The 23,903-nt window shown below is 58.3% G+C and carries 27 protein-coding genes; 15 read left to right on the top strand and 12 right to left on the bottom strand.

The annotated features are described in order from the left end of the window. Positions 1-64 precede the first annotated feature (64 nt). Entirely contained in the window at positions 65-1,621 is a 1,557-nt protein-coding gene (locus P2W41_RS18155; protein WP_255606525.1) for a peptidyl-prolyl cis-trans isomerase, read from the bottom strand. Beyond that, entirely contained in the window at positions 1,618-2,340 is a 723-nt protein-coding gene (locus tag P2W41_RS18160) for a response regulator (RefSeq protein WP_009452608.1), read from the bottom strand. The genes P2W41_RS18155 and P2W41_RS18160 overlap by 4 nt, the downstream gene beginning before the upstream one ends. 430 nt (positions 2,341-2,770) lie before the next feature. On the opposite strand from P2W41_RS18160, the gene P2W41_RS18165 reads away from it, so the two are divergent. Both P2W41_RS18165 and P2W41_RS18170 read left to right on the top strand, forming a co-directional pair. Beyond that, positions 2,771-3,541, top strand: a complete 771-nt coding sequence (locus P2W41_RS18165) for an endonuclease/exonuclease/phosphatase family protein (RefSeq protein ID WP_404935035.1) — start codon at positions 2,771-2,773, stop codon at positions 3,539-3,541. 70 nt (positions 3,542-3,611) lie between these two features. Continuing rightward, on the top strand, positions 3,612-4,109 hold the full coding sequence (locus P2W41_RS18170) for a hypothetical protein (protein ID WP_009452606.1): 498 nt from the start codon (positions 3,612-3,614) through the stop codon (positions 4,107-4,109). 12 nt (positions 4,110-4,121) lie between these two features. On the opposite strand, the gene P2W41_RS18175 is transcribed toward P2W41_RS18170, so the two are convergent. Then, on the bottom strand, positions 4,122-5,468 hold the full coding sequence (locus P2W41_RS18175) for an Nramp family divalent metal transporter (RefSeq protein ID WP_009452605.1): 1,347 nt from the start codon (positions 5,466-5,468) through the stop codon (positions 4,122-4,124). A gap of 141 nt (positions 5,469-5,609) precedes the next feature. Next, positions 5,610-6,032 (bottom strand): helix-turn-helix domain-containing protein, encoded by a 423-nt coding sequence (locus tag P2W41_RS18180; protein WP_009452604.1) that lies wholly within the window; start codon positions 6,030-6,032, stop codon positions 5,610-5,612. Positions 6,033-6,100: 68 nt separating this feature from the next. Between P2W41_RS18180 and P2W41_RS18185 the strand changes: the two genes are divergently transcribed. The 10 genes from P2W41_RS18185 (at position 6,101) to P2W41_RS18230 (ending at position 14,919) form a co-directional block, all read left to right on the top strand. Further along, on the top strand, positions 6,101-6,691 hold the full coding sequence (locus P2W41_RS18185) for a copper chaperone PCu(A)C (RefSeq protein WP_404935036.1): 591 nt from the start codon (positions 6,101-6,103) through the stop codon (positions 6,689-6,691). Positions 6,692-6,967: 276 nt separating this feature from the next. Then, on the top strand, positions 6,968-7,495 hold the full coding sequence (locus P2W41_RS18190; protein WP_240532840.1) for a transglutaminase-like cysteine peptidase: 528 nt from the start codon (positions 6,968-6,970) through the stop codon (positions 7,493-7,495). 619 nt (positions 7,496-8,114) lie between these two features. Continuing rightward, the gene (locus P2W41_RS18195; protein ID WP_009452601.1) at positions 8,115-8,765 is read left to right on the top strand and encodes a cytochrome c oxidase assembly protein; all 651 of its coding nucleotides are present in this window, start codon (positions 8,115-8,117) and stop codon (positions 8,763-8,765) included. After that, positions 8,746-9,282, top strand: coding sequence for a copper chaperone PCu(A)C (locus P2W41_RS18200; protein WP_009452600.1), 537 nt, complete (start codon positions 8,746-8,748; stop codon positions 9,280-9,282). The genes P2W41_RS18195 and P2W41_RS18200 overlap by 20 nt, the downstream gene beginning before the upstream one ends. A 216-nt stretch (positions 9,283-9,498) precedes the next feature. Continuing rightward, positions 9,499-10,506, top strand: a complete 1,008-nt coding sequence (locus tag P2W41_RS18205) for a murein L,D-transpeptidase family protein (protein WP_009452599.1) — start codon at positions 9,499-9,501, stop codon at positions 10,504-10,506. A 431-nt stretch (positions 10,507-10,937) separates the two neighbouring features. Next, positions 10,938-11,678, top strand: a complete 741-nt coding sequence (locus P2W41_RS18210) for a L,D-transpeptidase (RefSeq protein ID WP_051018048.1) — start codon at positions 10,938-10,940, stop codon at positions 11,676-11,678. A gap of 66 nt (positions 11,679-11,744) precedes the next feature. Next, a complete protein-coding gene (locus P2W41_RS18215; RefSeq protein WP_009452597.1) occupies positions 11,745-12,395 on the top strand; it encodes a DsbA family protein in 651 nt (216 codons plus the stop codon). Then, a complete protein-coding gene (locus P2W41_RS18220) occupies positions 12,388-13,266 on the top strand; it encodes a peptidylprolyl isomerase (protein WP_009452596.1) in 879 nt (292 codons plus the stop codon). Before P2W41_RS18215 ends, P2W41_RS18220 begins: the two co-directional genes overlap by 8 nt. Positions 13,267-13,312: 46 nt before the next feature. Then, positions 13,313-13,861 carry a L,D-transpeptidase gene (locus tag P2W41_RS18225; protein WP_009452595.1) on the top strand — a complete coding sequence of 183 codons (549 nt, stop codon included), beginning with the start codon at positions 13,313-13,315 and terminating at the stop codon, positions 13,859-13,861. Then, positions 13,861-14,919 (top strand): NAD(P)/FAD-dependent oxidoreductase, encoded by a 1,059-nt coding sequence (locus tag P2W41_RS18230; protein ID WP_009452594.1) that lies wholly within the window; start codon positions 13,861-13,863, stop codon positions 14,917-14,919. The genes P2W41_RS18225 and P2W41_RS18230 overlap by 1 nt, the downstream gene beginning before the upstream one ends. A gap of 128 nt (positions 14,920-15,047) precedes the next feature. Here the strand turns inward: P2W41_RS18230 and P2W41_RS18235 are convergent, their stop codons facing one another. From P2W41_RS18235 to P2W41_RS18265, 7 genes are all read right to left on the bottom strand, one after another. Then, positions 15,048-15,503: a pseudoazurin gene (locus tag P2W41_RS18235; RefSeq protein WP_009452593.1), complete on the bottom strand. Its 456-nt coding sequence runs from the start codon at positions 15,501-15,503 to the stop codon at positions 15,048-15,050. A 19-nt stretch (positions 15,504-15,522) separates the two neighbouring features. Then, complete coding sequence (locus P2W41_RS18240; protein WP_240532837.1) at positions 15,523-16,113, bottom strand: class I SAM-dependent methyltransferase; 591 nt, start codon at positions 16,111-16,113, stop codon at positions 15,523-15,525. A 267-nt stretch (positions 16,114-16,380) separates the two neighbouring features. Next, positions 16,381-17,124: a DsbA family protein gene (locus P2W41_RS18245; protein WP_074896906.1), complete on the bottom strand. Its 744-nt coding sequence runs from the start codon at positions 17,122-17,124 to the stop codon at positions 16,381-16,383. 21 nt (positions 17,125-17,145) lie between these two features. Beyond that, entirely contained in the window at positions 17,146-17,505 is a 360-nt protein-coding gene (locus P2W41_RS18250) for a zf-TFIIB domain-containing protein (protein WP_074896924.1), read from the bottom strand. 154 nt (positions 17,506-17,659) lie between these two features. After that, a complete protein-coding gene (locus P2W41_RS18255; RefSeq protein ID WP_074896903.1) occupies positions 17,660-17,956 on the bottom strand; it encodes a manganese efflux pump in 297 nt (98 codons plus the stop codon). Between the two features lie 285 nt (positions 17,957-18,241). After that, on the bottom strand, positions 18,242-18,802 hold the full coding sequence (locus P2W41_RS18260; RefSeq protein WP_143088118.1) for an isoprenylcysteine carboxylmethyltransferase family protein: 561 nt from the start codon (positions 18,800-18,802) through the stop codon (positions 18,242-18,244). A 64-nt stretch (positions 18,803-18,866) separates the two neighbouring features. Further along, the gene (locus tag P2W41_RS18265) at positions 18,867-20,018 is read right to left on the bottom strand and encodes a cell wall hydrolase (protein ID WP_074896900.1); all 1,152 of its coding nucleotides are present in this window, start codon (positions 20,016-20,018) and stop codon (positions 18,867-18,869) included. Positions 20,019-20,220: 202 nt separating this feature from the next. Here P2W41_RS18265 and P2W41_RS18270 point away from each other — a divergent pair, with 202 nt between their 5' ends. After that, the gene (locus P2W41_RS18270; RefSeq protein ID WP_223006733.1) at positions 20,221-20,949 is read left to right on the top strand and encodes a cytochrome c biogenesis CcdA family protein; all 729 of its coding nucleotides are present in this window, start codon (positions 20,221-20,223) and stop codon (positions 20,947-20,949) included. Positions 20,950-21,040: 91 nt separating this feature from the next. Further along, positions 21,041-22,555 (top strand): apolipoprotein N-acyltransferase, encoded by a 1,515-nt coding sequence (lnt, locus tag P2W41_RS18275; RefSeq protein WP_223006732.1) that lies wholly within the window; start codon positions 21,041-21,043, stop codon positions 22,553-22,555. Here the strand turns inward: lnt and P2W41_RS18280 are convergent. Then, positions 22,539-23,054, bottom strand: coding sequence for a transglutaminase-like cysteine peptidase (locus tag P2W41_RS18280; protein ID WP_404935044.1), 516 nt, complete (start codon positions 23,052-23,054; stop codon positions 22,539-22,541). The genes lnt and P2W41_RS18280 overlap by 17 nt on opposite strands. A 282-nt stretch (positions 23,055-23,336) precedes the next feature. On the opposite strand from P2W41_RS18280, the gene lspA reads away from it, so the two are divergent. Continuing rightward, the gene (lspA, locus tag P2W41_RS18285) at positions 23,337-23,840 is read left to right on the top strand and encodes a signal peptidase II (RefSeq protein ID WP_255612947.1); all 504 of its coding nucleotides are present in this window, start codon (positions 23,337-23,339) and stop codon (positions 23,838-23,840) included. The last annotated feature ends 63 nt before the right edge of the window (positions 23,841-23,903 follow it).

Raw genomic sequence — 23,903 nt, forward strand, 5'->3', positions numbered from 1 at the left:
CGCAGGGACTACGTCATAGGACCTATAGCAGCTAGAGGGTCAAGGGGCTTTAAGAGTTTCTTCGCTACGGCGATGGCGGTTGTTCGCGAGAGGCCGCGCGCGTGAGATATTTTTCCAGAACCTGCGGATACAACTGCACCTTGGCTTCTTGGAGTTGCCGCCTCTGCAATTCATCGGCCATGGAGCGATGCTGTTGGTTGGTCAGGTACTCCTCGATAAAGGGCTTTGCCTCGTCAAGAATTAACTGTTGCGGCGAGGTTCGTTCCGTCACTTCCACGATGTAGATGCTGCCTCCCAACTCGAAAGGTTTGCCAACTTTTCCCGGCTCCATGTCTTGAATCGCTTCATGGAATGGGTGGCTCATCAGTTCGCCTAGTGGATCCCCGCTTTCGCCGATCCAACCAGGGAACTCGCCACCCTTTGAAGCTGTTTCGACATCCTCGGAATACTCCTGCGCTACCGAGGCAAAGTCCGACCCCGGGACTGCTCCTGTCAGCTTCCGATAGGCTTCGTCTGAACGTTCGCGTGCACGACTCGCGTCCGCCTCGCTCGAGCCAAGACCGATACGGACATAACGGATTCTCGACATCGGAGGACTCACAAGGCGATCGCGATTGTCGGAGTAGAATGCTTGAATTTGCTCGTCGGTGACATCGATCCGGTCGTCCACCTCCTCCTGCTCCATCATTTGCCGCAGCAAACGAAGTCGCGTTTCGTCGGCAAGGGGTTTGTTTGCGACGTCGAGCAACTTGTCATAGGTGTCCGATACCAGGAGCATGCGATCAATTAGCGCGTCTGCCAAACGTTTGAGACCCTCTGCGCCTTCGAACTGGTCGCGAAGTGACGCTTCCTCATATTCCTTGTAGAAATCGCGAAGGCTGTAGCGCTGTCCCTTGATCGTGAAGAGCGTCTTTTCGCCGTTCTCCGCGAACCATTGCTGTTCCTTTTGCGCGCGTACGGTTGTCATGATCGTCGGGCGGACTTCGACTAAGCTCTTTGCGCCCGCGGGCATGACCTCCTGAAGGCGGACGACATAATACGATCCGCCTGCCTGAAACACGCTCGCCAGTTCCCCGGGAACCAGTGCGAAGACGTTTTTGTCCCAATCGGGGTTCTTGCTGCCTTCGGGCACCTCCGCCCGGGATGAAAAACGTGCCTTCGAGTATCGCTCTGCTGTCGCCTGGAATGTTGCGCCGCCCTGGATGCTCAGTAAGGCGCTGGCCGCCTCTTGTTGGGCCTTCGGGCCGAATTGTGATGCACTGAACTCCAGTTCATCAGCAATGGCGCGGCGTGGCAATTTGAATTGGTCGATGTTCTGTCGGTAGTAGGTCTCAAGCTCCTCCTGGCTCGGAGCAGGCACGTCGTCCTGCGTTATTCTGACGTTGAACAGGTGGCCATCAGAGGAACGAACGATCCGATCCCTCCATTCGCTTGGAACGTCTGAAACAATATTCGCAATAGACGCAATATGCTGGGCGATGTGTTGCTCTTCTGTGCGCGTCAACGACTCAACTCGATCTTCCGACAGTACGAGCAGGGTGACCATATGCGTCGCAACAAGGCCCGTCACAAGAATGACGACTGTTCGGCCACTCAGGCTTTTCGGCAGCAAACCGATCATCCACGCGACACGTCGGCTGCAAATACATAGCCGTCGCCCCACACGGTCTTGAGGATTTGTGGGTTTTGGGGATCCTCCTCGATCTTCCGCCGCAACCTGCTGATCCGGGTGTCGATGCTGCGATCAATGAATTCGGACTCACGGCCCCGGGTCAAATCGAGGAGTTGATCCCGCGTGAGCACGATCTGCGGCCGCTCAACGAATACTTTCATCAGGTTAAATTCGGCAGTGCTCAAGGAAAGCAATGCATTATCTATCGACTTCAGAGAGCGTGTCGCCGTGTCGAATGTCCAGCGGTCGAACCGCCACACGCACGCAGTTTTGCTTCGCGTTCCTGCGGGAACGGATCGCGTCCTTCTGAGGACCGCGCGGATTCGGGCCACGAGTTCCCTGCCGCCGAAAGGCTTTGTCAGATAGTCGTCAGCGCCCATCTCGAGACCGAGGACACGATCAAATTCGTCGCCTTTCGCGGTGAGCATGACAACTGGAATGTTGGTCGTGGCTCTGAGATCGCGACAAAGGGTGAGCCCGTCCTCTCCTGGCAACATGAGATCGAGAACGACAAGGTCGACGCTGCTTTCGATGAGCTGCCGCCGCATTTGTCGTCCATCCGCTGCAGCGCTGACGCGATATCCTTCTTTGGCGAGCAGCCCGGCGACCAGGTCTCGAATATCCTGATGGTCATCAACCACCAGGATATGACCGTTCAAAACATCCACTGACACAGGTCACTCCCCGATCGCTAGCACAGGGTGAGCGACGTTTGCGGGCTTCCTGTCTCGGCCGATCGATAAGTCTCGCTCCAGCATAGCGTACAATCTCATGCTGCTAGAGATTCAAGAGGCCTCTGACGTCGGTCGCCGCGTTAGTTTGACTCACTGGTAAGAGCGAGGAGGAGGGACTATTCCTTCATCATCCCGACCGTCTTGCGACTGCAGAATGCTCGTTACGCTTTCAAAAAGTAAGCTTCATAGAGCCGGCATCGTCGCAATGGCAGTCCTGTGCGCAGGGTTTTCCGCAGCATCGTTGGGATCGATGGCTCTCGCGACAAACATGTGGATTGCTGACCTCGCAAACTTCCTTCGCCCGCATCTTTTGCTCCTCGCGACATGCCTGTTTGTTCTTAGTTTGGCCTTCCGCCACGTCATCGTGGCACTTTTCGGGACACTAGCGCTGCTAAGCGGTGTGTTCCCGTTCTTTTTCCTACCACTGCCTGCTTCTTCGCAGATCGGCGCACCACTTACGGTGGTGACCGCTAATGTCTATGTCGACAACCCCGATCCGGCGGACTTTCTCTCACTTCCATCAATCGCGACCGCCGACATCCTGGTGCTCCAGGAGATGACGCCGCGATGGCAGGATGCGTTGGCAGCCAGCGGCATCTGGCCATTCGAGAGCAGTCGCGACCTGCACGCCAACACGGACATGAAGCTATTCAGCCGATTTCCGATCCTGACCGCGAGAACCGTGTCTCCCGAGAGCGCCGACACGGGCGGGAGGTTTGCCGTCCGATATGAACTGCTTGTGGGAGGCCGGGCCCTCATCGTCTATGCGGTTCATCCGCAGACGCCGAGAAGTCCACGCATGTGGCGCGAGCGGTCGGCCTATCTGCGTGATCTTGCGCAGGCGCTCCTGTCGGAACGGCAGGACACTCCCGTTGTCGTCGCGGGTGACTGGAACACCGCCTCGTGGTCTCCTTTCTTCAAAGACCTGTTGTCCTCCACGGGTTACAGGACGACTGAATCCCGATGGTGGCCCCTGCCGACCCGATTCAGCATAAGGTTCGGATCGTGGACGCAGCTCGGGACACCAATTGATCGCATCGTGCTGTCGCCAGCGGTGGGATTGGACAGCTTGGCGATGGGGCCAAAATTCGGGTCAAATCACCTTCCAGTCATTGCGAGGCTCACACTTCCGTAGGTCAGGCCATCGATCCCAACTTCAGGCACGGTGAACGGATGCATCAAGACGCGCGGATCGGAAGGCGGGCATGCGGCTAAGGCAGACAATCGGCGTTTTGCTTGCGGCATCGCTTGCCGGCATTCTACCGGCTTTGGCAGAACCGCCGACGGGCGTGTTCCTGTGGTTCCCAGACCAAGGAGCAGTACCTTCCTCCGCGGACTGTGATGCGCTCGTGCGCCGCATCAGGCCGTCCCGTGAGAAGGCCGACGCATTGCTTTGGGGCCGAGTGCCGTTCGGTTCGGACATGGAATACTATCTGTTCCTGGATCAAAGGAGGATGGAGACGACCTATGCCGCGGAGGGCGACTACGATACAGGGTCGGTCCGTTTCGGCCAGACCCGCGGGGACGAGACCGTCTTCGAGCTCATCCCCGATGACCATCCGACGGAGACGATTGCCGGGAATATCATTGCGCCTGCGGGCAGTTCGGTCGTCAAGGTCGTTCTGCGCAACGTTCCTTCATCCAATGGCGCCGCCGATAGGGTGACCTATTTCTGCCGGTTCGAGGACGACACGGAGGCGTGAGGACGCCGGGGATCAAGCTGCGGACGCAAGAAAGTCGAAGAGCAGCTTGACGTTCAGGGCAGCGATGGCAAAGGCGATAAAGAAGGCGATGGCGACCAGCGCACGGGGCGCCACCAGTTCACCCATCTTTTTCCGGTCGGCCGTGAACATCACCAGGGGAAACACCGCGAAAGACAGCTGAAGGCTGAGGATCACCTGGGTCAAAATCAGGAGCTGGGCGGTGCCGCTCTCTCCGTACCAGATGGTGATCGCCGCGGCTGGAATGATGGCGATCGCCCGCGTGATGAGCCGGCGAAGCCAGGGGGGCAGCTTGATATCCAGGAACCCTTCCATAACGATCTGTCCTGCAAGGGTCGCCGTCACCGTCGAGTTTATGCCACAGCACAGGAGCGCGATTCCGAACAAGGTCGGCGCGATGGCCGCGCCGAGCATCGGTGCCAGCAAGCTGTGGGCCTCGCCCAATTCGGCGATTTCCGTCCTCCCGGTCGTGTTGAACGTGGCGGCGGCAAGGATGAGGATCGACGCATTCACGCAGAGCGCGAACATCAGTGCGACCGTTGAGTCGATCGTGGCGAACTTCAGCGCTTCGCGCTTTTCCGGCAGGCTGTCGCCATAATTCCTCGTCTGCACGATCCCGGAGTGGAGATAGAGGTTATGCGGCATCACCGTCGCGCCGAGGATGCCAAGGGCGAGGTAGAGCATTTCGGGATTGGTGACGATCTCGGTGGTCGGGGCGAACCCGCGGATGACGTCGCCCCAGTTCGGATCCGCCAGGGCAATCTGAAGCACGAAGCAGACGGCAATTACGGCAAGCAGCGCGATCACCAGTGCTTCGACCCAGCGGAAGCCAAGCCTTTGCAGATAGAGAATGAGGAAGACGTCAAGCGCGGTGATCACGACGCCAATTTCCAGCGGGATGCCAAAGAGCAGGTTCAAGCCGATGGCCGTACCGATGACCTCGGCGATGTCGGTCGCGATGATCGCGACCTCCGCGAGCCCCCACAGGGTACGCGACACGGACTTTGGATACGCATCCTTGCAAGCCTGCGCCAGGTCCCTGCCGGACGCGATGGCGAGTCGCGCGCAAAGGGATTGGAGGATGATCGCCATGATGTTTGAGATCAGGGCCACCACGAGCAGGGTGTATCCGAAGCGCGATCCGCCTGCGATCGACGTCGCCCAGTTGCCGGGATCCATGTAGCCGACGGCAACAAGATAGCCCGGGCCGATGAAGGCGGCGGCCCGGCGCCAGGACGAGTGCATGCCCTGCACGGGCACTGACCGGTGCACATCGGACATTGAAGGGGCACGCGACCTGCCCCTCCAGCCGTTGGCGACGTCCGACGTCGGCTCGGTCATCTCGATCCCTCGGATTTGCAGTTGCAACCTATTTGCATTTAAAGCAATGAAATTGCATTTGGCAAGACGTGCTGGCTGACGTCGCGCCGCAATTCAGAAATCTTTCGGGGATCGTGCGAGAAGCCGACGCTTGGCTCCTCGCTAAGGTCGCTGGTGTTCGCTCACGCACATGTCGTGGTTGGCGAGAGACTGCAGCACGTAGCAGTGTTTAACCTGATCGTCGTGGTTTCGTGACGTCATGCGATCAAGCTCCTTCTCGAGAAGACGGAGCTTGGCGATCTTGTTGCGAACGGCCTGAAGCTGCCGAACGGCGATTTCATCGGCATCCACGCAAGGACGGTCGGGATGAGCGCTCAGTTCCAGGAGTTCCCTGATGGCCTCGATTGTGAACCCCAAATCCCGAGCATGCTTGATAAACGACAGGCGCTCTCGATCATGTGATTCATATCGCCGCTGGTTGCCCCCGGAACGTTCGGCAACAGCCATCAATCCCATCTGCTCATAGTACCGTATCGTAGGAATTTTGACGCCGGTTGCCCGCGACAGTTCTCCAATCGTCAGCATCTGTTCCTCCAGTATCTATAGCTATTATGACTTAGGATTTCTCCCTGCAAACGCGTTCAATTGCCGCATTGTCTGGCAGCATTGATCATAGGTTTGCCCAGATTGGGCTCAACCAAGGGCAGGCACTGGAGAGAGGACATTTGCTTGTGAATAGAGAACTTTTGACAGCGGGGCTGGCAATCTTCGTCTTGGCCACGCAGGTGGAGGCATCCAACGGCGTACAAGATCATGGCAAGCCGCCGCCGATTTTGACGGTCGAGCACGCGGAGATCCTGGTGACAGAGAACGAGGACGACGGCGTTGAAGGCTATCTCACAATCTGGAATGGCACCAATCAGCAGATCAGCCTGGAGGCGATCCGAAGCGATGCATTCGGCAAGATTTCCATCTTGCGAACCGAAATGAGTTCGGGCCGGACCAGCACCGGGCCAGTGGAAGGAATTGTTCCTGTGCCGGGTCACGCCGAATTGACGATGCGCCCTAGCGGCATTCGCTTGCTCCTGGAGGATCCCCTGTCCCGAACTGACAGGTTGTCTGACAGCCGCCTTACGCTGGTCTTCGAAGGCGGGCAGGAACTGGAAGTTACCGCCAATGTCGTCCAATCACGCGATCAGTTGACGGTACATCATCACGGCCAGGGAGACGTCGCCGTTGACTGACCGCGTATGCGGTCACCATCGGTGAATCAAATATTGAAGCACCGCATAAAATTTTCAGATAGTTCTCCCTTAATTTAACCAACTGATTTTCCATCGTTTTGAGGCTTATCCTGTATCTGCTTCCCAACACTACGGGGAGACGGTTCAATGATACGCTTTGTTGTTTGCGCCCTGGCGCTCGGAATGTCATGCGTCATGGCGTCAGCCAATGCCTTTCACTTCAACCCCACACAGCCCATCCGAGCCAGCAATATGCTTACATTCGGGACGACCACTATGCCGGTCGGATACTACGAGTACTGCAGGCGCTACCGGAGCGAGTGTGCCCGGTCACCGGAAGGCTCGATGATCAAGCTTACGAAGCCGAGATGGCGGGAGATCGTCTCGATCAACGCGGATGTGAACGCTGCGGTCGCTCCGCTTACCGACATGGAGATCTTCGGCGTAGAAGAGCGATGGGAATACCCGACCACCGTGGGAGATTGCGAGGACTACGCTCTTGAGAAACGCAAGCGCCTGAACGAACTCGGCTACCCTTTGGGTGCTCTGCTGATGACGGTTGCCCGCGACGCAAAGGGCGGAGGACACGCGGTCCTGACAGTGGTCACGAATCTCGGGGACTTCATCCTGGACAATCTGGAGCAGAAGGTCCTGCTGTGGAAGGACACGGAAATCTACTATCTTAAGCGCCAGTCTGGAGAAGACCTGAATCGCTGGGTCAGCCTGGTGAATGAGGACGAGCTTCTTATGTCCTCAGGCAGGAAGTACGCGCCTTCCGCGGCGGCCGCCAGCGTAAACAGATAGACCGCAGTGCCGCCGTATAGCATCTCAAGATTGTTATGACCGAGCCCGACGCACACCAGTCGGAACACCGAAGACAGTACCAAGTAGGCGATCGGTACGATTAACGTAAAGCAGGCCAAGCGAAAAATCATCGAGAAATGGACCGAATTGGACGTCAAGACGGTCCACCTTCTCACCGATAACGGCGATCGGCCACTCAAGCGTGAGTGATTGGACCGTTACCCAGTTCGGAGGACGATTGAGTTTCGTTCGTCTCAGTCCGAACGTGACTGAAACTTATCCAGTACACGGCAACGACGAACGTTACCAGAAGCACGCACAGCACCCAGTTCATACGCCGTCTTTTGCGCGCAAGGAGCAGCGACTCGTGGGAGGGAAGGCATTCCAGTGCTTCCGGCATGGCTATGTCTGCTTCTCTTTGTAACCGAAGTGAGTTTCCTCCACGCCAGAACGTTATTCAACAGGCAGACGAGCTTTACCCGGTGCGGTGCTTTGACGCTTGCCGATACCAAATGATAGGAGGCAGCGCATCGAGCCCCCGCGCCTTGATGTCACGTTGTCAGATCGTTGATCATAAAACAACCTCCTCGGCCAAGAGGATCAGAGGAGGTCGTGACCCATGGAACATCGCTCGCGCAAACGCTGGCCCGTGATGGCCAGCGCCGGGATATTGGTCGCCATGACAGGTCTCGTCGCATATTCACCTACCCTCTATCGAATGTTTTGCGACCTGACAGGTTATGGCGGGACGGTCCAACGATCGGTCGACGGATCGATGCCGACCGCGACGAGCAACGAGACGGTTAAAGTGCTTTTCGATGCAAATGTCGCGCCAGACCTTCCCTGGGAGTTTCGCCCTGAGCAACGAAGCATAGAGACAAAATTCGGCGTACCCACCAAGGTCTATTACTACGCAAAAAATGTTTCTGATGAAACCGTCGTCGCACGGGCCACATTCAACGTCACGCCGTATCAGACGGCCCCTTTCTTCTTCAAAATCGAGTGCTTCTGTTTCACGGAAGAGAAATTGGGGCCGGGCCAGAGTGCCCGGATGCCCCTGGTTCTGTATCTCGACGAGCAAATGCTGAAGGATAAGGATGCCCGGAATTTCCGTGAAGTGACGCTGTCCTATACCTTCTTTCGACAGAAGAACCTGTCACCGCAGGAGATCGAAGCAGCACGGAATCTTTCGAAGGGATCCGACGAGACGGACGAACGCCTGACGACCTCCTCGACCCAGGAGTTCGATAATGACGCGCCGAGAAGATAGTCCGATAGAAGCACAACCATCTCAGCGCCGGGAACGGGGTTGGTCAAACGCGGCATCGGCGTTCGAGCCCTGGCCGCGGATCGGCAGGTCGCTGGCTTCAGGCGTCTTTCTGGCGGTTTTCGCCGCAAGTGGCGCGTCCGCCCACAGCTATAAGCTGGGCCAGATTTCGATCGGCCACGTCTGGTCACCGCCGCCGGCGGAAGGAGACGACGGCGTACCGGTGTATGGCGCCCTTCTCAATCAGGGGACGGCAGAAGCACAATTGACAGGGGCGGAATCATCCGTCGCCGAGACTGTCAGGTTCCGTGTCGATGCGGACGGCGCGGAACGTTGGCCCTCCCGCATAACGCTCAGCCCAGGCAAGCCGCTGGGTCTTGCCCCATGGCGCGAGCATATCTGGATTTCCGGACTGAAGAAGCCGCTACGGCCCGGCGACACGTTTCAACTAAGGCTTGATTTCGGAGAAAAGGGAAAAATCGATACAATGGTTATTGTCGAGGACGAGGCTGGCCACTAAACCGGTTGGCGAACAGGATATCGCCAGCGCGCAGACTTATTACCGTCTGTAGTATATCGCCACATTCACCGATACGTTGTCTCTCGCGGGCAACCTCTCATTCCTGTGATTCTTTGCCGCGCGGAAATTCGTTGGCGGAAACGCCATTTTAACTATGATGGCCTGACTCTGCGAAGCGCTGCCGGAATGGGTGCGTGCAGATGAATATGGTTATCGATGATGTTTACAGCCGTCAGAACAGGGGGGATTGTGCTGCTTGCGCTCTTTTTGAGCGCATGCGTTTCGACCGTTCTCGACGTTGACGGCAAGGCTACCCAGGCGATCCCGGCGGCACTCGTGGCGGAAATGTCGCGCAAATCCATGTCGGCTTCCGCGCCGATCCTCGTACGGATTTTCAAGCAGGAAAGCGAGCTTGAGATATGGAAACGGGATCGCAGCGGCAGATACGCCCTTCTCAAGGCCTACCCGATGTGTCGCTGGTCCGGAAAGCTCGGCCCGAAAAAGCGGGATGGGGACCGTCAGGCTCCTGAAGGGTTCTATCATGTGTCCGCGGGAATGCTGAACCCGAACTCCCAATACTATCTGTCCTTCAATCTTGGTTATCCGAACACGCTTGAAGCAGCACTCGGCTATACGGGGGAGGCGCTCATGGTCCATGGCGCCTGCTCGTCGTCCGGGTGTTTCGCACTGACGGACGAAGGCGTGGCCGAGATCTATGCCGTCGCGCGCGAGGCCCTGAAAGGTGGCCAAGGGACGTTCCAGGTCCAGGCGTTTCCGTTTCGGATGACGCCCCAGAACATGGCTAAATACAGGAACGATCCAAACTTTTCGTTCTGGTCGGACCTGAAGCTGGGCTACGACATTTTCGAGGTCACACGTCGGCAACCGAAGGTCTCCTATTGCGAAGGACGCTACGTCTTCGACAGGGAGTTCGAAGGTGGAGAGCCACGGGATCCTTTGGCGTCATGTCCGCCGGCACTGAATGCTGCTGATCCGTTGGTCGCCGGACGGCAGCAATCCGATCGCGTCGCTATGGACGATCTTCTTTCGACCGGCAGCGTGCTTTCGGCACATGCCTATTCCGATGGAGGCATGCATCCGAGCTTCCGCAAGCTGCTGGAACGCGGCGGACAGGCTTCTCTCGCCAAGCGGACCTCGCTGACATCGGTGCCGATCAGCCGTCCCGAGGCCGCACTGGCCGACCCTCACTCGCCAAATGAGTGACGCGATGGGACGGACACTGCTCGCTCTCCTGATGCTATGTTTCATTAGTCTCCACGCTGCGCTGACGACGGCGGCGGCGGGCGAGGGGGAGCCGTTCAAGCGGGGCTCAGTCCTGACATATGTCGAGACTGACACCGGCGACGATGGCGCTCCCGCTTCGCTTGTGGCTGCCGCGAAGTGTCATGATGGCTGCAGCTGGCTTGCCGCATGGCACGCTCCTGCTTTTTGCGAGACACATGCTTCTCCTCTGGAGAGATCTGCCGGCACTGTTCCTCCCGGGATTGTTGCCCTGGTCGTCCCCCCTCCCCGATAGACTCACGAAGAGGCGAAAACGATCGCCGTCGCACCATCCGGCAGTTCCGCCGGCGTGGTGTGCTCGATGGGTCGTTGCTTCATATGAGCAGCGTCTGCACGGCAGGCGCTCGACCCTGATGATATTATTGCGAGCACAACAAGTGACCCAGACACAACTACGCGTACAGTTTTCCCGGCGGCAGTTTCTCAGGCTCGGCGCGGCGGCAGCCGGTGGGTTCGTCCTGCCTGCCTGCTCGACCACCGGCAACGAGCCGGCAGAGCCGGTGCAGATCAAACCTGCGGAAGATCGATCCTACCTTTCCATGTATCGCGCCATGCCGGAAGAAGATTTCCCGATCCCGGCCGTTGACCTGTCCAAGGTCAACAAGCGCTTCTACAGGCAGCTGGTCGACGACCCCACCGGTGAGCGCCCCGGCACAATCGTCGTGGATACGAGAAATTTCTTTCTCTATCTCGTCCGGCCGGGTGGCAAGGCGATGCGCTACGGCGTTGGCCTCGGCCGTCAGGGGTTCGAATGGTCGGGTGACGGCGTGATCCAGTGGAAGCAGCGGTGGCCGAAATGGACACCTCCCGCCGAGATGATTGCACGCCAGCCGGAACTGGAAAAGTGGAGCGCGGAAAACGGCGGTCAACCGCCTGGCCTCAACAATCCGCTTGGCGCGCGAGCGCTGTACATATTCCAGAATGGCGAAGACACACTTTACCGTCTTCACGGAACGCCCGAATTCTGGACCATCGGCAAGGCGGTTTCGAGCGGCTGCGTCCGGTTGATGAATCAGGACATCATCGACTTGTACGACCGCGTCGCAACGCCGGCCCCCATCATCGTTCGAGCCCAAACAAGTGCACTTTTCTAGCGAGAGCCCCCTTGCCTCTCAAGGGGCTAGAGCTTGCATAAAACCGTCCTCACGAAAGGACCTGAAATGAAACGCCGCAATCTGATTTTTGGCATGGCTGCGACCGGGATGGTCGCGACTTATCCCGCCCTCCTGTTAGCGCAACCGTCAACCGACGCGCTGCTGGCCCCAGGGCCACTGCCGGAAAAGAGCTTCGGGCCTGAGGACGCGCCGGTAACGATCATCGAATACGCGTCTCTGACCTGCCCCCATTGCCGCACCTTCCATGTAAATGTGTGGCCCGAGCTCAAGAAAAAATATGTCGATACGGGTCAGGTCCGCTTCATCATGCGGGAGTTTCCGTTCGATCCGCGGTCCTCGGCCGGATTCATGTTGGCGCGGTGCATGGGCGATGACAAATGGTATCCCACCATCGATCTGCTTTACCGCACGCAGGACAACTGGGCACGGGTTGCCGACGGGACCGAGGCGCTCAAGTCAGTGATGGGCATGACGGGGATGAGCACCGCCGATTTCGAGAAATGCCTCAAGGACCAGGAGTTGCTGGATCAGGTCTCTGCCGTTGCCGAGGCAGGCAAGTCGTTTGGAGTGGACTCGACGCCGACCTTCTTCATCAATGGCCAGATGCAAAAAGGCGCACTGAGCATCGAGCGGTTCAGCGAGATTATCGATCCGCTCGTTACCGCCGCGAAACAGCAAGGAGGCTCCGATGAATAGCACGATCGGGAACCGGAGACGGAGCAATGCCGGCCTTCTCGTCGGCGCGATGATCCTGACGCTGTCTTTTCCGCTCGGATCTTCGGCTCTGGCTCAGGACACAGATGTCGTCGGTCGTGTGAATGGCCAGGATATCACGGCAGACGACCTTGCCCTCGCCGAGCAGATGTACGGGCCGCAGCTCGCCCAGATGCCGCCTGATGCGAGGCGTTCCATCCTGGTCGACGCACTGATCGACATGAAGATCGTGTCAGCCGCTGCCCGTGCGGCAAACGTTACCGGGCAGGACGCCTACAAGAGGCAGCTGGCGTTTCTGGAAGATCAGACGCTGCGCACCCTTTTCCTGGAACAACAGGTGGAAGAAGCGGTGACCGACAGCGTCGTCAGGGCTACCTATGACGAACAGGCGGCAAGGATTCCGCCGGTTACCGAGCGTCGGCTTCGCCATATCTTGCTTGGCAGCGAGGGCGATGCCGTCGAGGTCATTGAGGCGCTGAAGGGGGGAAAGGCGTTCGTGGAGCTGGCGCAGGAGCGCTCGGCCGACGAAGTCTCCAGGGTCAAGGGCGGAGACCTCGGCTTTGTGGCGGAAGGCCAGGTCTTGCCGGAGATCGATGCGGCGGCCGCGACTCTACAGCCTGGTGAATACACGCAGACGCCGGTTGCAAGCGCCTTCGGATTTCATGTCGTTCTGCTCGAGGAAACCCGAAATCGTCCTGCCCCGTCCTTCGAATCCGTGGCGCCGCAGATACGACAAGCTCTGAAAGCCGCCGAGGAGAGGCGGATCATTGCTGAACTCAAGGAAGGTGCGAAGATAGAAAAGCTCGTTCCCGACGTCGCTCCTCCCCAGGGTGAGGACGGTCATGAACACTGAGCCGAAAAGAATTGATGATGGTTCGTTGGGACGGATTGACAGGCGAATGCTCGTCCTCGGGATGTTCGCGCTGCTCGCGGTGCCCGGTCAGGCCCTTGCACACACCGCAAGGCGCAAGTTCGTGCTGGAAGAACGCTTCCTGCCACAGAACGTAAGATCGCCATATGACTACCCGGCAGGAACGATCGTGGTGGTTCCACGCGAGAAATATCTGTACCTTGTCGGTGGTGCAGGCTCTGCCCGACGATACGGCATCGGTGTCGGCAAGGCGGGACTTGCCTTTACCGGCTCGGCCGTGATCGGCAGGAAGGCAAAATGGCCGCCCTGGCGCCCGACGGACAACATGATCCGCCGAGATCCGGGGAAATATGCCCGCTACGCAAGCGGTGTCCCCGGCGGACCCAACAACCCGTTGGGATCCCGAGCTCTCTACCTTTACCGGAATAATCACGACACACTGTACCGTATCCACGGAACGACGGAGCCCTGGACCATCGGCAAGTCTGTTTCCAATGGCTGCATCAGGATGGTGAACGAGCATGTCGAGGATCTTTATGAGCGTGTGCCCGTAGGAGCCAGAGTCGTCGTGGTGTGATGGAAAAGCGCGTCCTTGTCGTTGGGGCCGGCCAGGCCGGTCTCGCGACCGGGTACTATCTCAAGGAGGCTGGTCTGCAGTTCACCATCGTCGACAGCCATCGGCGGGTGGGCGACAACTGGCGTGTCCGGTACGACTCGCTCACTTTGTTCACGCCACGTCAGTTCAGCGCCCTACCGGGACTGGACCTGGCGGGAAACCGGGAACTTTATGCGAGCCGCGACGAGTTCGCCGACTATCTTGAAGCATATGCTACACGCTTCCGACTGCCGATCCGGCTTGGTCTACGTCTGACCCGCCTCTCGAAGGCTGGAGACGACGGTTTTGAAGCTGCATTGGATGACGGGTCGCGTATCAACGCCAGCGAGGTGATCGTCGCGACCGGAGCATTCCAGGTCGCGCTTGTGCCGAAGGTGGCCGCGCAGTTCGGACACGAGGTGCTCCAGCTGACCACCGAAACCTACCGCAATCCGAACCAGCTGCCTGACGGTCCGGTCCTGGTGGTCGGAGATGGAGCAAGCGGCCGGGATATCGCTGTGGAAGCGCGACAAAGGCAGTCCGTCATGCTGGCGACGAGCAAGCCTCGCAAGCTCTTTCCCGAGCGAGTGCTTGGCAAGTCCATCTGGTGGTGGCTCAACCTGTTTGGCGTACTGAGAGCCCCCGCGGAGTCGCGGATTGGCAGAAAGCTTAGACAATCCGATGCGTTTCCTGATCGTGACCGGAGCATCGAAAGCCTGGCCAAGCGAGGCATCCGCGTGCTGCCACGCCTTACTGAAGCAAGCGGTCAAGTGGCCCGGTTTGCCGACGGTACGTCGGCGGACATCCGGACGGTCATATGGGCGGTCGGCTATCGGGACGACACAACATGGCTCGATATCGAAGGCGCCAAGGCGCATGACGGAGCATTCCTGCACGAAGCCGGTATCTCGCCGGTGAAAGGCATCTACTTTGTCGGCCGGCCTTGGCAAAGCAATCGAGCATCGGCGCTCATCATGGGTGCGGGACCAGACGGCGAGATTGTTGTCCAGCGATTGCTGTCGGACAGAGCGAAGCCATAGTCGTCAAGCGTCGAAACATCGTATTCAAGGGGTTTCGACGCTTTTCTTCCCAGAGATGGCAGCATGCAATTTCGTCACCGGGTGTTCGTACGCTGCCATCCACAGTTACTGGCGCAATCCGGAATGGATCAAGCCGCGGGAACTTCAGAAAGCAGCTCGTCGAACCGCTTTTTTGCTTTTGGCGGATGCTTGACTGCCCCGGCTTCATCCAGGTTGCTTGGCGTCCCTACGGCGATAAGCATCACCATCCCCATTCCGTAGTGCGGGACACATTTTACGCCATAGACGCCCTCCTTCTCGATGGTGATGGTGATCTGTTCATTCAGCTTGCCTTTGAACGGGAGCGCATTTTCCGGCAGCATCCCTTTTATGCTCTCGGCGTTGTGGGACTTGTCGGTTGGAAAGAAGGTTATGGTATCGCCGGGGGAAGCAGCCACGAAGTCCGGCTCGTAAACCATTGCGCCCTTCTTCCCTTTGTTCAGCATCTGGACTTTATGGTTGACACCGGTCTGTGCTCGCGCGGGCAGTGCCGCGAGGACTGCAAATGCCGTTGTGCCGGCCAGCATCTCGCGTCTCGTGAACATATCGAACTCCTTGCTCTTTCTATTGACGGGAAACCCGTTCCCCTTCCCAACACATCACGGTCGGGTTTTGCTTATGGATGAGAGCTGTATGGGCGTCTGACGTCACATGCGGTTCGGACGCTGATGTCACCTTCGGATCAACCCGAGTACGTGAAATCCGATAGACCGACGCCGGCGGCAGGTTCCATATGACGGTCCCGAGCAAATGCGCCTCCAGGCCCAGCCTCTCAAGTATGGCGTGCGCAACCGGGCACCGAGCGCCATAGGTGAATTGATAGAGATTGCCGCTGGGCCCGAGTCTGCGCGCCACGCCCTCAACAATGCGAAATACCGTGCGCGAGGGCATCGAAAGGAGCGGCAACCCGCTGATAACCGCACCGTATGCGACATCGCTCCCGATGCCCGCCCCTGATAAGCGAGCCGCACTGCCCTGGACAATTCGAGCGCCCGGAAACCGGCGCGTGAGCAAGTAAGCAAATCTCTCGTCCAGTTCGACCAGCGTCAGCTGTTCCGGCACCAAGCCACGTTTTACGAGAGCCTCGGTGAAGACGCCGGTGCCGGGTCCAAGTTCGAGAACTGACTCCGTGTTGCGGTCGATTGCCTTTGTCATCAAGTGGGCCAGAGACGTTCCTGAGGGGAGCACCGACCCTACCCTCAGGGGATGGGCGAGCCATTGGCGTAGGAATGTCAAACGCTGCGGCATTTGAGACATCTCGCGCCAACCATTCTTGCCAAGCGACATGGCATGGCGCGCGGGTGGCTGCTGATCGTCGGGTGCGACAGTGAGGCTGGGTTGGCGAGGTGCTTCAATAGACGGTACCGAAATCGGATGACAGGGTTGCCGTGCAAAGAGGCAGAGGATTCGTCTTCGGAGAGCTCATTTCTGGCGGACCGCTTCGATTGCATCGGCAAGCGGTCCCTTTCCAACGGCGCCCTCGATGATTTGATCTCCGACGACGAACGAGGGCGTTCCTGTCAGGCCGAGCCGCTGCGCCAGCGCGAGGTTTGCCACGATGACGGCCTCGACCGCCGGAGTAGCCATTTCTTCCGACAGCTTCTTGCGGTCGAGTCCCATCTCTTCGGTCAGGGCCAGGGCCCGGCTAGCGTTTATCTGTCCCTGCATTCCGATCAATCTGACATGGAAATCACGCGCGGCGGCGGCGCCGGCAACGCGCTTCACGGCCAGAGCCACTTTCGCGGCCTCGACCGAACCCGGTCCAAGAATGGGAAAATCCTTCAAGACGATCCGCAGCTTGGGATCCTCGGCGACAAGCGCCTTGACGTCAGGCGCCGCCCGCTTGCAATAGCCGCAGTTGAAGTCAAAGAATTCGACGAGCGTAGCATTCCCGTCCGGGTTTCCCAAGATCACATCGTCGCTCGATCGGAGCAACGCATCAGTCTCGGCCAATATCGCTTGTGACCTGGCCTCGGCCTGAACTGCTTGGTTCCGCTTCTCAAGCTCCGTAAGTGCTTCCTCGATGATCTCCGGGTTTTGCATGATGTATTCGCGGACGATCTTCTCGACCTCCGCGCGATCGATCGATTGGGCATAGGCCGGCGAGGCCGTTATCAACACGGCAATCGCGTACCATCCTAGCCGACCAATGCGCGCAGCTTTCATGATTCCGCTCCTGGCGGGGTGTCAGTCGAACAATCGGCCGAGGAAAGAACCGTGCCTTCGACCATGGTGTCCGCCATGACGATCATGGTTGCTATAGTCGCGGCGGTGATCTTCACGGCAGTCATTCGATGTGTTGCGTGAGGACGCTTGCGCACGGCCGCGACCGGCTTGTCCCTGGGCGTACTGGGCCTCTTCCGCCGCGCTCCGTTCGATTATCTTGTCGAGTTCGCCGCGATCCAGCCACACGCCGCGACATTTCGGGCAGTAGTCGATTTCGATACCCTGACGCTCGCTCATGACGAGGTCGATCCTGCAATGTGGACAAAGAACCCCGGGGGCTTTGTCGCCTGGTCCTAGCGAGTTTAGAAGTGTACCTGACATCGCGATATCCAACCTATTTGAGTGCACCGACGCACCGCGCCAAAGGAAAGGTAGGACCTCGAGCAGGTTGAGGTTCAAGAGCTCAAATGTCGCAGCTCCCTTTTGGAAGGCGCCGCCGCTAAGCTGTTGCGCTGCCACGATTTCAAGTGTCTTTTCACATCGGTGAGAGGGTTCGAGCAGGATCATCGTCCCCAGGCCGCAAAGTGCGAGACCTCCCCGCGAGGAGGGCGAAGGCAATCCAATGTTCGACAGTCTGTACAAAGCGGCTGGCTGCAACGCCGGCGATCCAACCGAGAATGGGCGTTGTCGCCTCGATAATGCCGAAGATCGAACCTGTCCGTAACGCATCGCTCAGGGGCGGTGAACCGATGGCGGTTCCTTCTCCGACAGAGACTGTAAAGGCCTCGATCGACATGCTCAGGGCGAGCATGGCATTGACGAAGAGCGACATGGGACAACGACCCCGACGGACATCTACGGGGGCGCCAACCCATGCTCGTCCGCATGGGGCAGTGGCGCCACAATCTTGTCGGGCCATTGATCCGGCTGACCGCAACTTGCGCATATACGCAAGCCTGTTGACACGGCCCGCGCGTTCGCCGCGACTACTGCCTGATTGGCCGGGAGATAGGAGCGCGAGGCAGATCAGTCAGCAAGATGAACACTTAATACTCATTTGCATCCGGCCTGGCTTCGCGTGACGCCGTCGACGCAGCACCACACGGAGCGGGCCAGCCTACAATGGGAGTTGCCAGCCAGAGATCACTGCCGCTTGGCGCAATTCTTCAATCACTTCAATGCCGACAATTGCGACGAGGAACCACGCGACATCCCTCAGCGATCGGATGAATGCAGAAGCGTTCACAATCACAGTATCTTCACCGTCTGGATAATCCAATCTGGGAAAGAACCGAGGGACCCGGGCCATATAGAGCACATAATCAGCCCCAAAGAGCGAAAGGAGGCGCCTCTCTTCATTTAAGATTACTGATCGATAGTAAAGAATGAATGCCGATGCGCTAATAATCATTAACAATATGTTCTGAGCAGCAAGGCATACGCCCACGAGCCCGAGAAACGAGAAGAAATATAGTGGATTCCGACTTAGCGAATACGGCCCCCTCTGGCACAGTTCCGCATCCTTACGCCCCCCGATATACAGGGTGCACCAAAGTCTTCCGAGAACTGCGCCAAATACCAGGAAGAACCCCAAAAACTCTATCAGACTGTAACCCAGGGTCTCAAATCCTTCCGGCTGGGTCGCGACCAGTAATGCAAGCCATGCTGGTGCCAGCATCCAGGTAATGAATGTTCGTTTTTTTTCTACGGGTGATCTTCCGTGTATCTGCTTCAACAATGAATTAACTCCAGCCACCAGCAAAGGTGCGGTAAAAGATGTGCGATCCGATTTGGGTCATGCGCTCCATGGAGCGTGCCCAGCGCGGACTGACATAGGTTGCATTATAGTGCGTCGAGGACGCCACTTCAGGCAGGAATATCTTGCCCCCCGTCACGGCCATGGCGACCTCCTTGGCGAGAAGATAAGCGCGCCGATCAACGATGTCATCTGGAATTCCGTCGCATGCGAACGAGAACTGGCATCTATTTGTCCAGTTCTCATTTTGATACACGACCTTGCAGACACTTGCCGGATAAGCAGGATTGCGCACCCGATTGAGAATGACCTGCGCGACCGCGGCCTGCCCCCTCACCTCTTCGCCCCGTGCCTCGAAATAAATTGCGGTAGCAAGGCACTTTTGCTCGGCTGTCGAAAAGACGGATCCCGGTAGAGGCTGCTTCATCCAATCGTGGTCACCTTCCGTCGTAGGCGGAACGAAGCGACCGGCGGCCTTGTCGGCGCCGAGCAAAGCCACGAAGGCATCGGAAGACGCATGGAATTCATCCTTTGGGGCGTAGGCCGTGGCCAGGATGTCGGCGCCATCGTTATTGACCAGATCGGCGAGCGCCGCCGGTACACCGGCCAGACGGTCGTCTGCTGGGCTATGAAACGTAGACAGGCCCGCCACCATTTCGGGATCTGCCTGCTTTGAAAAGCCCCGCAGAAAGTATGACGCGTCGGTCCCCGACGAAAGTAGCCGCGAAGCCAACGCCTGCTCTCCAACAGGGGGCTCCAAGTCTTTCCGATACGCTACGCTGACCAGACGTGGTTTCTTCGCTTCTTCAACCACCCGCTGGGGCGTGAAAGAAACCTCTCGATCCGCCCGCAAATTGACCCGTTGACCGCCGAGCACCAGATCCAGGTTTTCGTCATCGCCAGGAATGGCGGCACCGGGCAGCCGGAGTTCCTTCAGGTGAGAGCAGTTGTCGGCCTGCTCGACATATACCGCCCAGCGATCCGGCCCGGGAGCGATTCCCAACTCGGATTTGGTGCCCTGGATCCCCGTGGGCGATGCGAAGCCGAACACGAACCAACTCGCGCCGAGAAGCGCGAGGACACGCTGATGGCGGTTCGATGATCGTCGCTCGAAAGCGGCTTTCGGTTTGGACCGCAATATCTCATTCTCCGGATGCCCCACGCAGAAGGAGAATCGATTGTTAACCTTGATGGAACGTTAACACTACTGCGACTGCGCGTCGCAATGTCACGGCAGGCTTCTCCGGGCTTCCATTGAACCTCATGTCGCTTGAGCATTTAGACCGATATGCAAACGGGGTGAACCCGGAATTGTAGTCGACAGGGGAAGGACGACAGCCTTGGCGATCGATGTCTCAGCCATCGGACTTCTCACAGCCATTTTGGCGGGTGCCATATCATTCGTTTCACCATGCGTTCTCCCGCTCGTGCCGGGCTATCTTTCGTTCGTATCCAGCGGCGTCGATCCTGCGTCCAAGCGGCTCGCCGATCGCATCAAGGTCGTCTGGTCAGCGCTTTTTTTCATAGCCGGGTTCTCCACCGTCTTCGTGATGCTTGGGCTTGGCGCGCAGGCGTTCGGCGGCATTCTCCTGCGGTACAGTGTCGAGGCAAATCTCCTTGGTGGGGCGCTGCTCATCTGTTTCGGCCTTGTGATGACAGGACTGATCAAGATACCGGCGCTCCTTAGAGATTTCAGACTGCCGGGGCCGCAGACGATATCGGGCCCAGTCGGGGCCTATACGCTTGGACTTACATTCGCGTTTGGATGGACGCCGTGCATTGGCCCGGTGCTCGGCTCGATCCTTACCCTTGCGGCGGTATCTGCCGGAAGCGGTGCAGTTCTCCTCGCAGCCTATAGCGTCGGGCTAGGAATCCCCTTTCTGATAGTTGCGGTCGCCTTCAGCAGCGTCGCGGCCGGGTTCAAGCGCATGCGATATGCCGGCCATATCCTCAACGTGCTTGCCGGCGGCATCATGATCGCTATGGGAATGTTGATGATGACAGGCCGTCTCTCGTTGATCGCATTCTGGCTGCTCGAGCGCTTTCCGGGCCTAGGCTACATCGGTTAGGCCGGTGTGGCACCATCCACGACGAACTGGAACCGATCCGATTTCGCGGATCAAGTGGCGCTATCGTTACTGCGTCCCCATTGCAGTCACGATGGGCGGCCTGAGCGGTCTGGGGTTCGCACCCTATTTCGTCTTTCCTCTCGCATATTTGGGTCTTGCCGCGTTCGCCTTTCTGACACGCCACAGCCCAAGCGTCCTGGCTGCATTCGTTGCAGGATGGGCCTTCGGCCTGGGTCAATTCATCGTTGGCCTGAGCTGGATCACCGAGAGCTTCGCGGTCGAAGCCGAACAATTTGGAATGCTGGCCTGGCCCGCGGTGACCGCTCTTTCGACGTTGCTGGCTTTGTTTCCTGCATCCGCGGCTATGACTGCTCGCTATCTCGGCGGATCGGGACCAGGTACATTCTTTGTCCTCCCGGCCACGTGGTCCATCGCGGAGATGGCCCGCGGCGCCATACTGACGGGGTTCCCTTGGAATCTCATTGGATACGCTTGGGGATTCAGCGATGAAGTTCTTCAGGCCATTTCGGTCACGGGCATCTATGGCCTCGGGCTTCTGACAGTTCTCCTGGCGATTTTGCCGCTCCTGATCACCGAGAAGTACAAGCTGGGCCGTCGTTCCGCGGCACTCCTTCTGATCCTGGTGCCAACGATCGCTTTCGCCGCTCTATGGACTGGCGGGGCGCTGCGCCTGGCCGCGACCGACATCGGGGAAAATGGACCGCGCGTGCGGATCGTACAGCCGAACATCCCGCAAAACCAGAAGTGGGCGGCCGGCCAAGCGAACGCAATACTCGACCAACTTCTGGCGCTCAGCACGTCTGGTGAAAGCGATCGGCCACGCTACGTAGTCTGGCCCGAGACGTCGTATCCCGTCCTGTTTGAAGCTGGCCGTAACATCCCGCCAGCCCTCACCGCCAGCGTACCGACCGGGGGCATGCTTCTCTTCGGGGCGGTCAGGGAGGCTCCTGAGCGGCGCGCTGATGATCCTGCCCTGCTGAACAGCGTTCTCGTACTCGATGAGAAGGGGGCTGTCGTCGCGGACTACGACAAGAGGCGATTGGTGCCCTTCGGTGAGTTCACCCCTTTCAAGAGGGTTCTCCGCGTCACGAAAATGACTGTCGGCGATATCGACTACGTTCCGGGTGAGAGCAGCGCACCGATCCAGCTTGTCGGATTGCCAGCCGCGAGGGTCTTGATCTGCTATGAGGCAATATTTCCGCGTTCGGGCGACGACGAAGCAGGGTGGATCCTGAACGTCACGAATGACGCATGGTTCGGCATTTCCGCGGGACCCTACCAGCATTTCCTTGCTGCGCGAGCGAGAGCGCTTGAGGCGGGTCTGCCGCTCATCCGGGCGGCCAACACCGGTGTCAGCGCGATCGTCGACAGCTATGGTCGGGTGACGGAGATGCTTCCCCTGAACGTCAGCGGGGTCATCGATGGATCATTGCCCGGCCCCGCGCTTACTGAGACATTGTTCCGCCGGGCTGGAAACATTCCTGCCGTGGTGTCCATAGCGCTGCTCATTGTCGCCGGGGCGGTCGCCCCACGAGGATCACGGCAAAACGCAGGAGTTTCTGTGGCCACTAGTGAACGGAGCTGACAAGCGGCGTGTCCCCGTCTCGTATCGAAACCCATCGACCGGTATGATCAATCGCTTGTCGCTTTAGGTAGGTGTATCCGGTTTCATCCCAGTTCAAAACCGTGTCCGTGAGATTATCGAGAACAATGTCCCCTCCGTCGGTTCGAACGGTCAGCACCGCATGCCCGTCGCCGTTCGGGCGTCGCAACACAGTCAGGAGCAGGTTCGATGCTGAGATGCCGTCTTCCATCAGAACGCGGCGCTTCGCCAGCGCATAGTCCTCGCAGTCGCCCGCATCTACGGGATAGGTCCAGAATTCTTCCTTGCCATATAGATCGAGGTCGCTTTTCGGCTTTATGGCCTGATTCACGGTCACCGTGAGTTTCTCCAGACGCCCGAGGAGATCCATCGACATTTTCAGTGGCGTCACGTCGCGAGAGCGAATTGAGCATTCTGAAGCGTTACGCTTGCAGAACTCATAGTGTCCAATCGGTTGCGATGTCAGGCTTCCTGTCATCATCGCAGATGGATGGGCCCATGCACCACCGGCGCCCAACGTCAAAGCGGCTACCGCACACAAAGCAGCGATCGACTTTTGGGCGGTCACTCCCCAATCTCCCGTCGACTTTAACCGATATTACCAAACCCTTAACGGCTCGTAAGGTCGGCGTCCATCGCGCGCGAGGCACGACTTCGTGAAGTGCCGATCCACGCCCCCGGCTTTCCACAGGAAGCTGCCTGCCGGCGATTGAAGCTCAAGCCGCTAGAGCGACGAAACTCTCATCCCCGAACGTGACGGAGGATGACGGTGAAGCGATCCGCAAATTCAACTCGAGTTCTCATCGGTCTCGCCTGCGTGGCTTTGGCGTTCTCGATCGATCAAATGTCCAAGTTTGTAATCGTCGAGATTATCATGAGCCCGCCAAGAGAAATTTATATAAACGCATTTCTCAATATTGTGCTTTCTTACAATACAGGGATCAGCTTCGGAATCCTGTCCGGCTATTTTTCCAGCGCTCCTTCTTCGCTGTCATTCCTGACATCGGTCGTTGTCGGATTTCTGTTTATTTGGATGCTTTATGCAAAGACGAACGGCCATACCATCGCGCTGGGACTGATAGCGGGAGGTGCGAGCGGGAATATCTACGACCGAATGCGACAAGGCGCGGTTACTGATTTCATCGACCTGCATTTAGGCGCCTGGCATTGGCCGACATTCAATACCGCTGATATCGCGATTGTCCTTGGAGCGGCAATTTTGATTGCAGATTCTTTCCGCTCTAGGCCCGGGCAACCTGCTGGATGATGCCGTTGCGCACAACGATCCGGATCGAGCGCTTGTTCGATAGCTCGTGCCGCCTTGATGGTC

This window comes from Nitratireductor sp. L15S-10, assembly GCF_045011005.1.
Taxonomy (GTDB): domain Bacteria; phylum Pseudomonadota; class Alphaproteobacteria; order Rhizobiales; family Rhizobiaceae; genus Nitratireductor.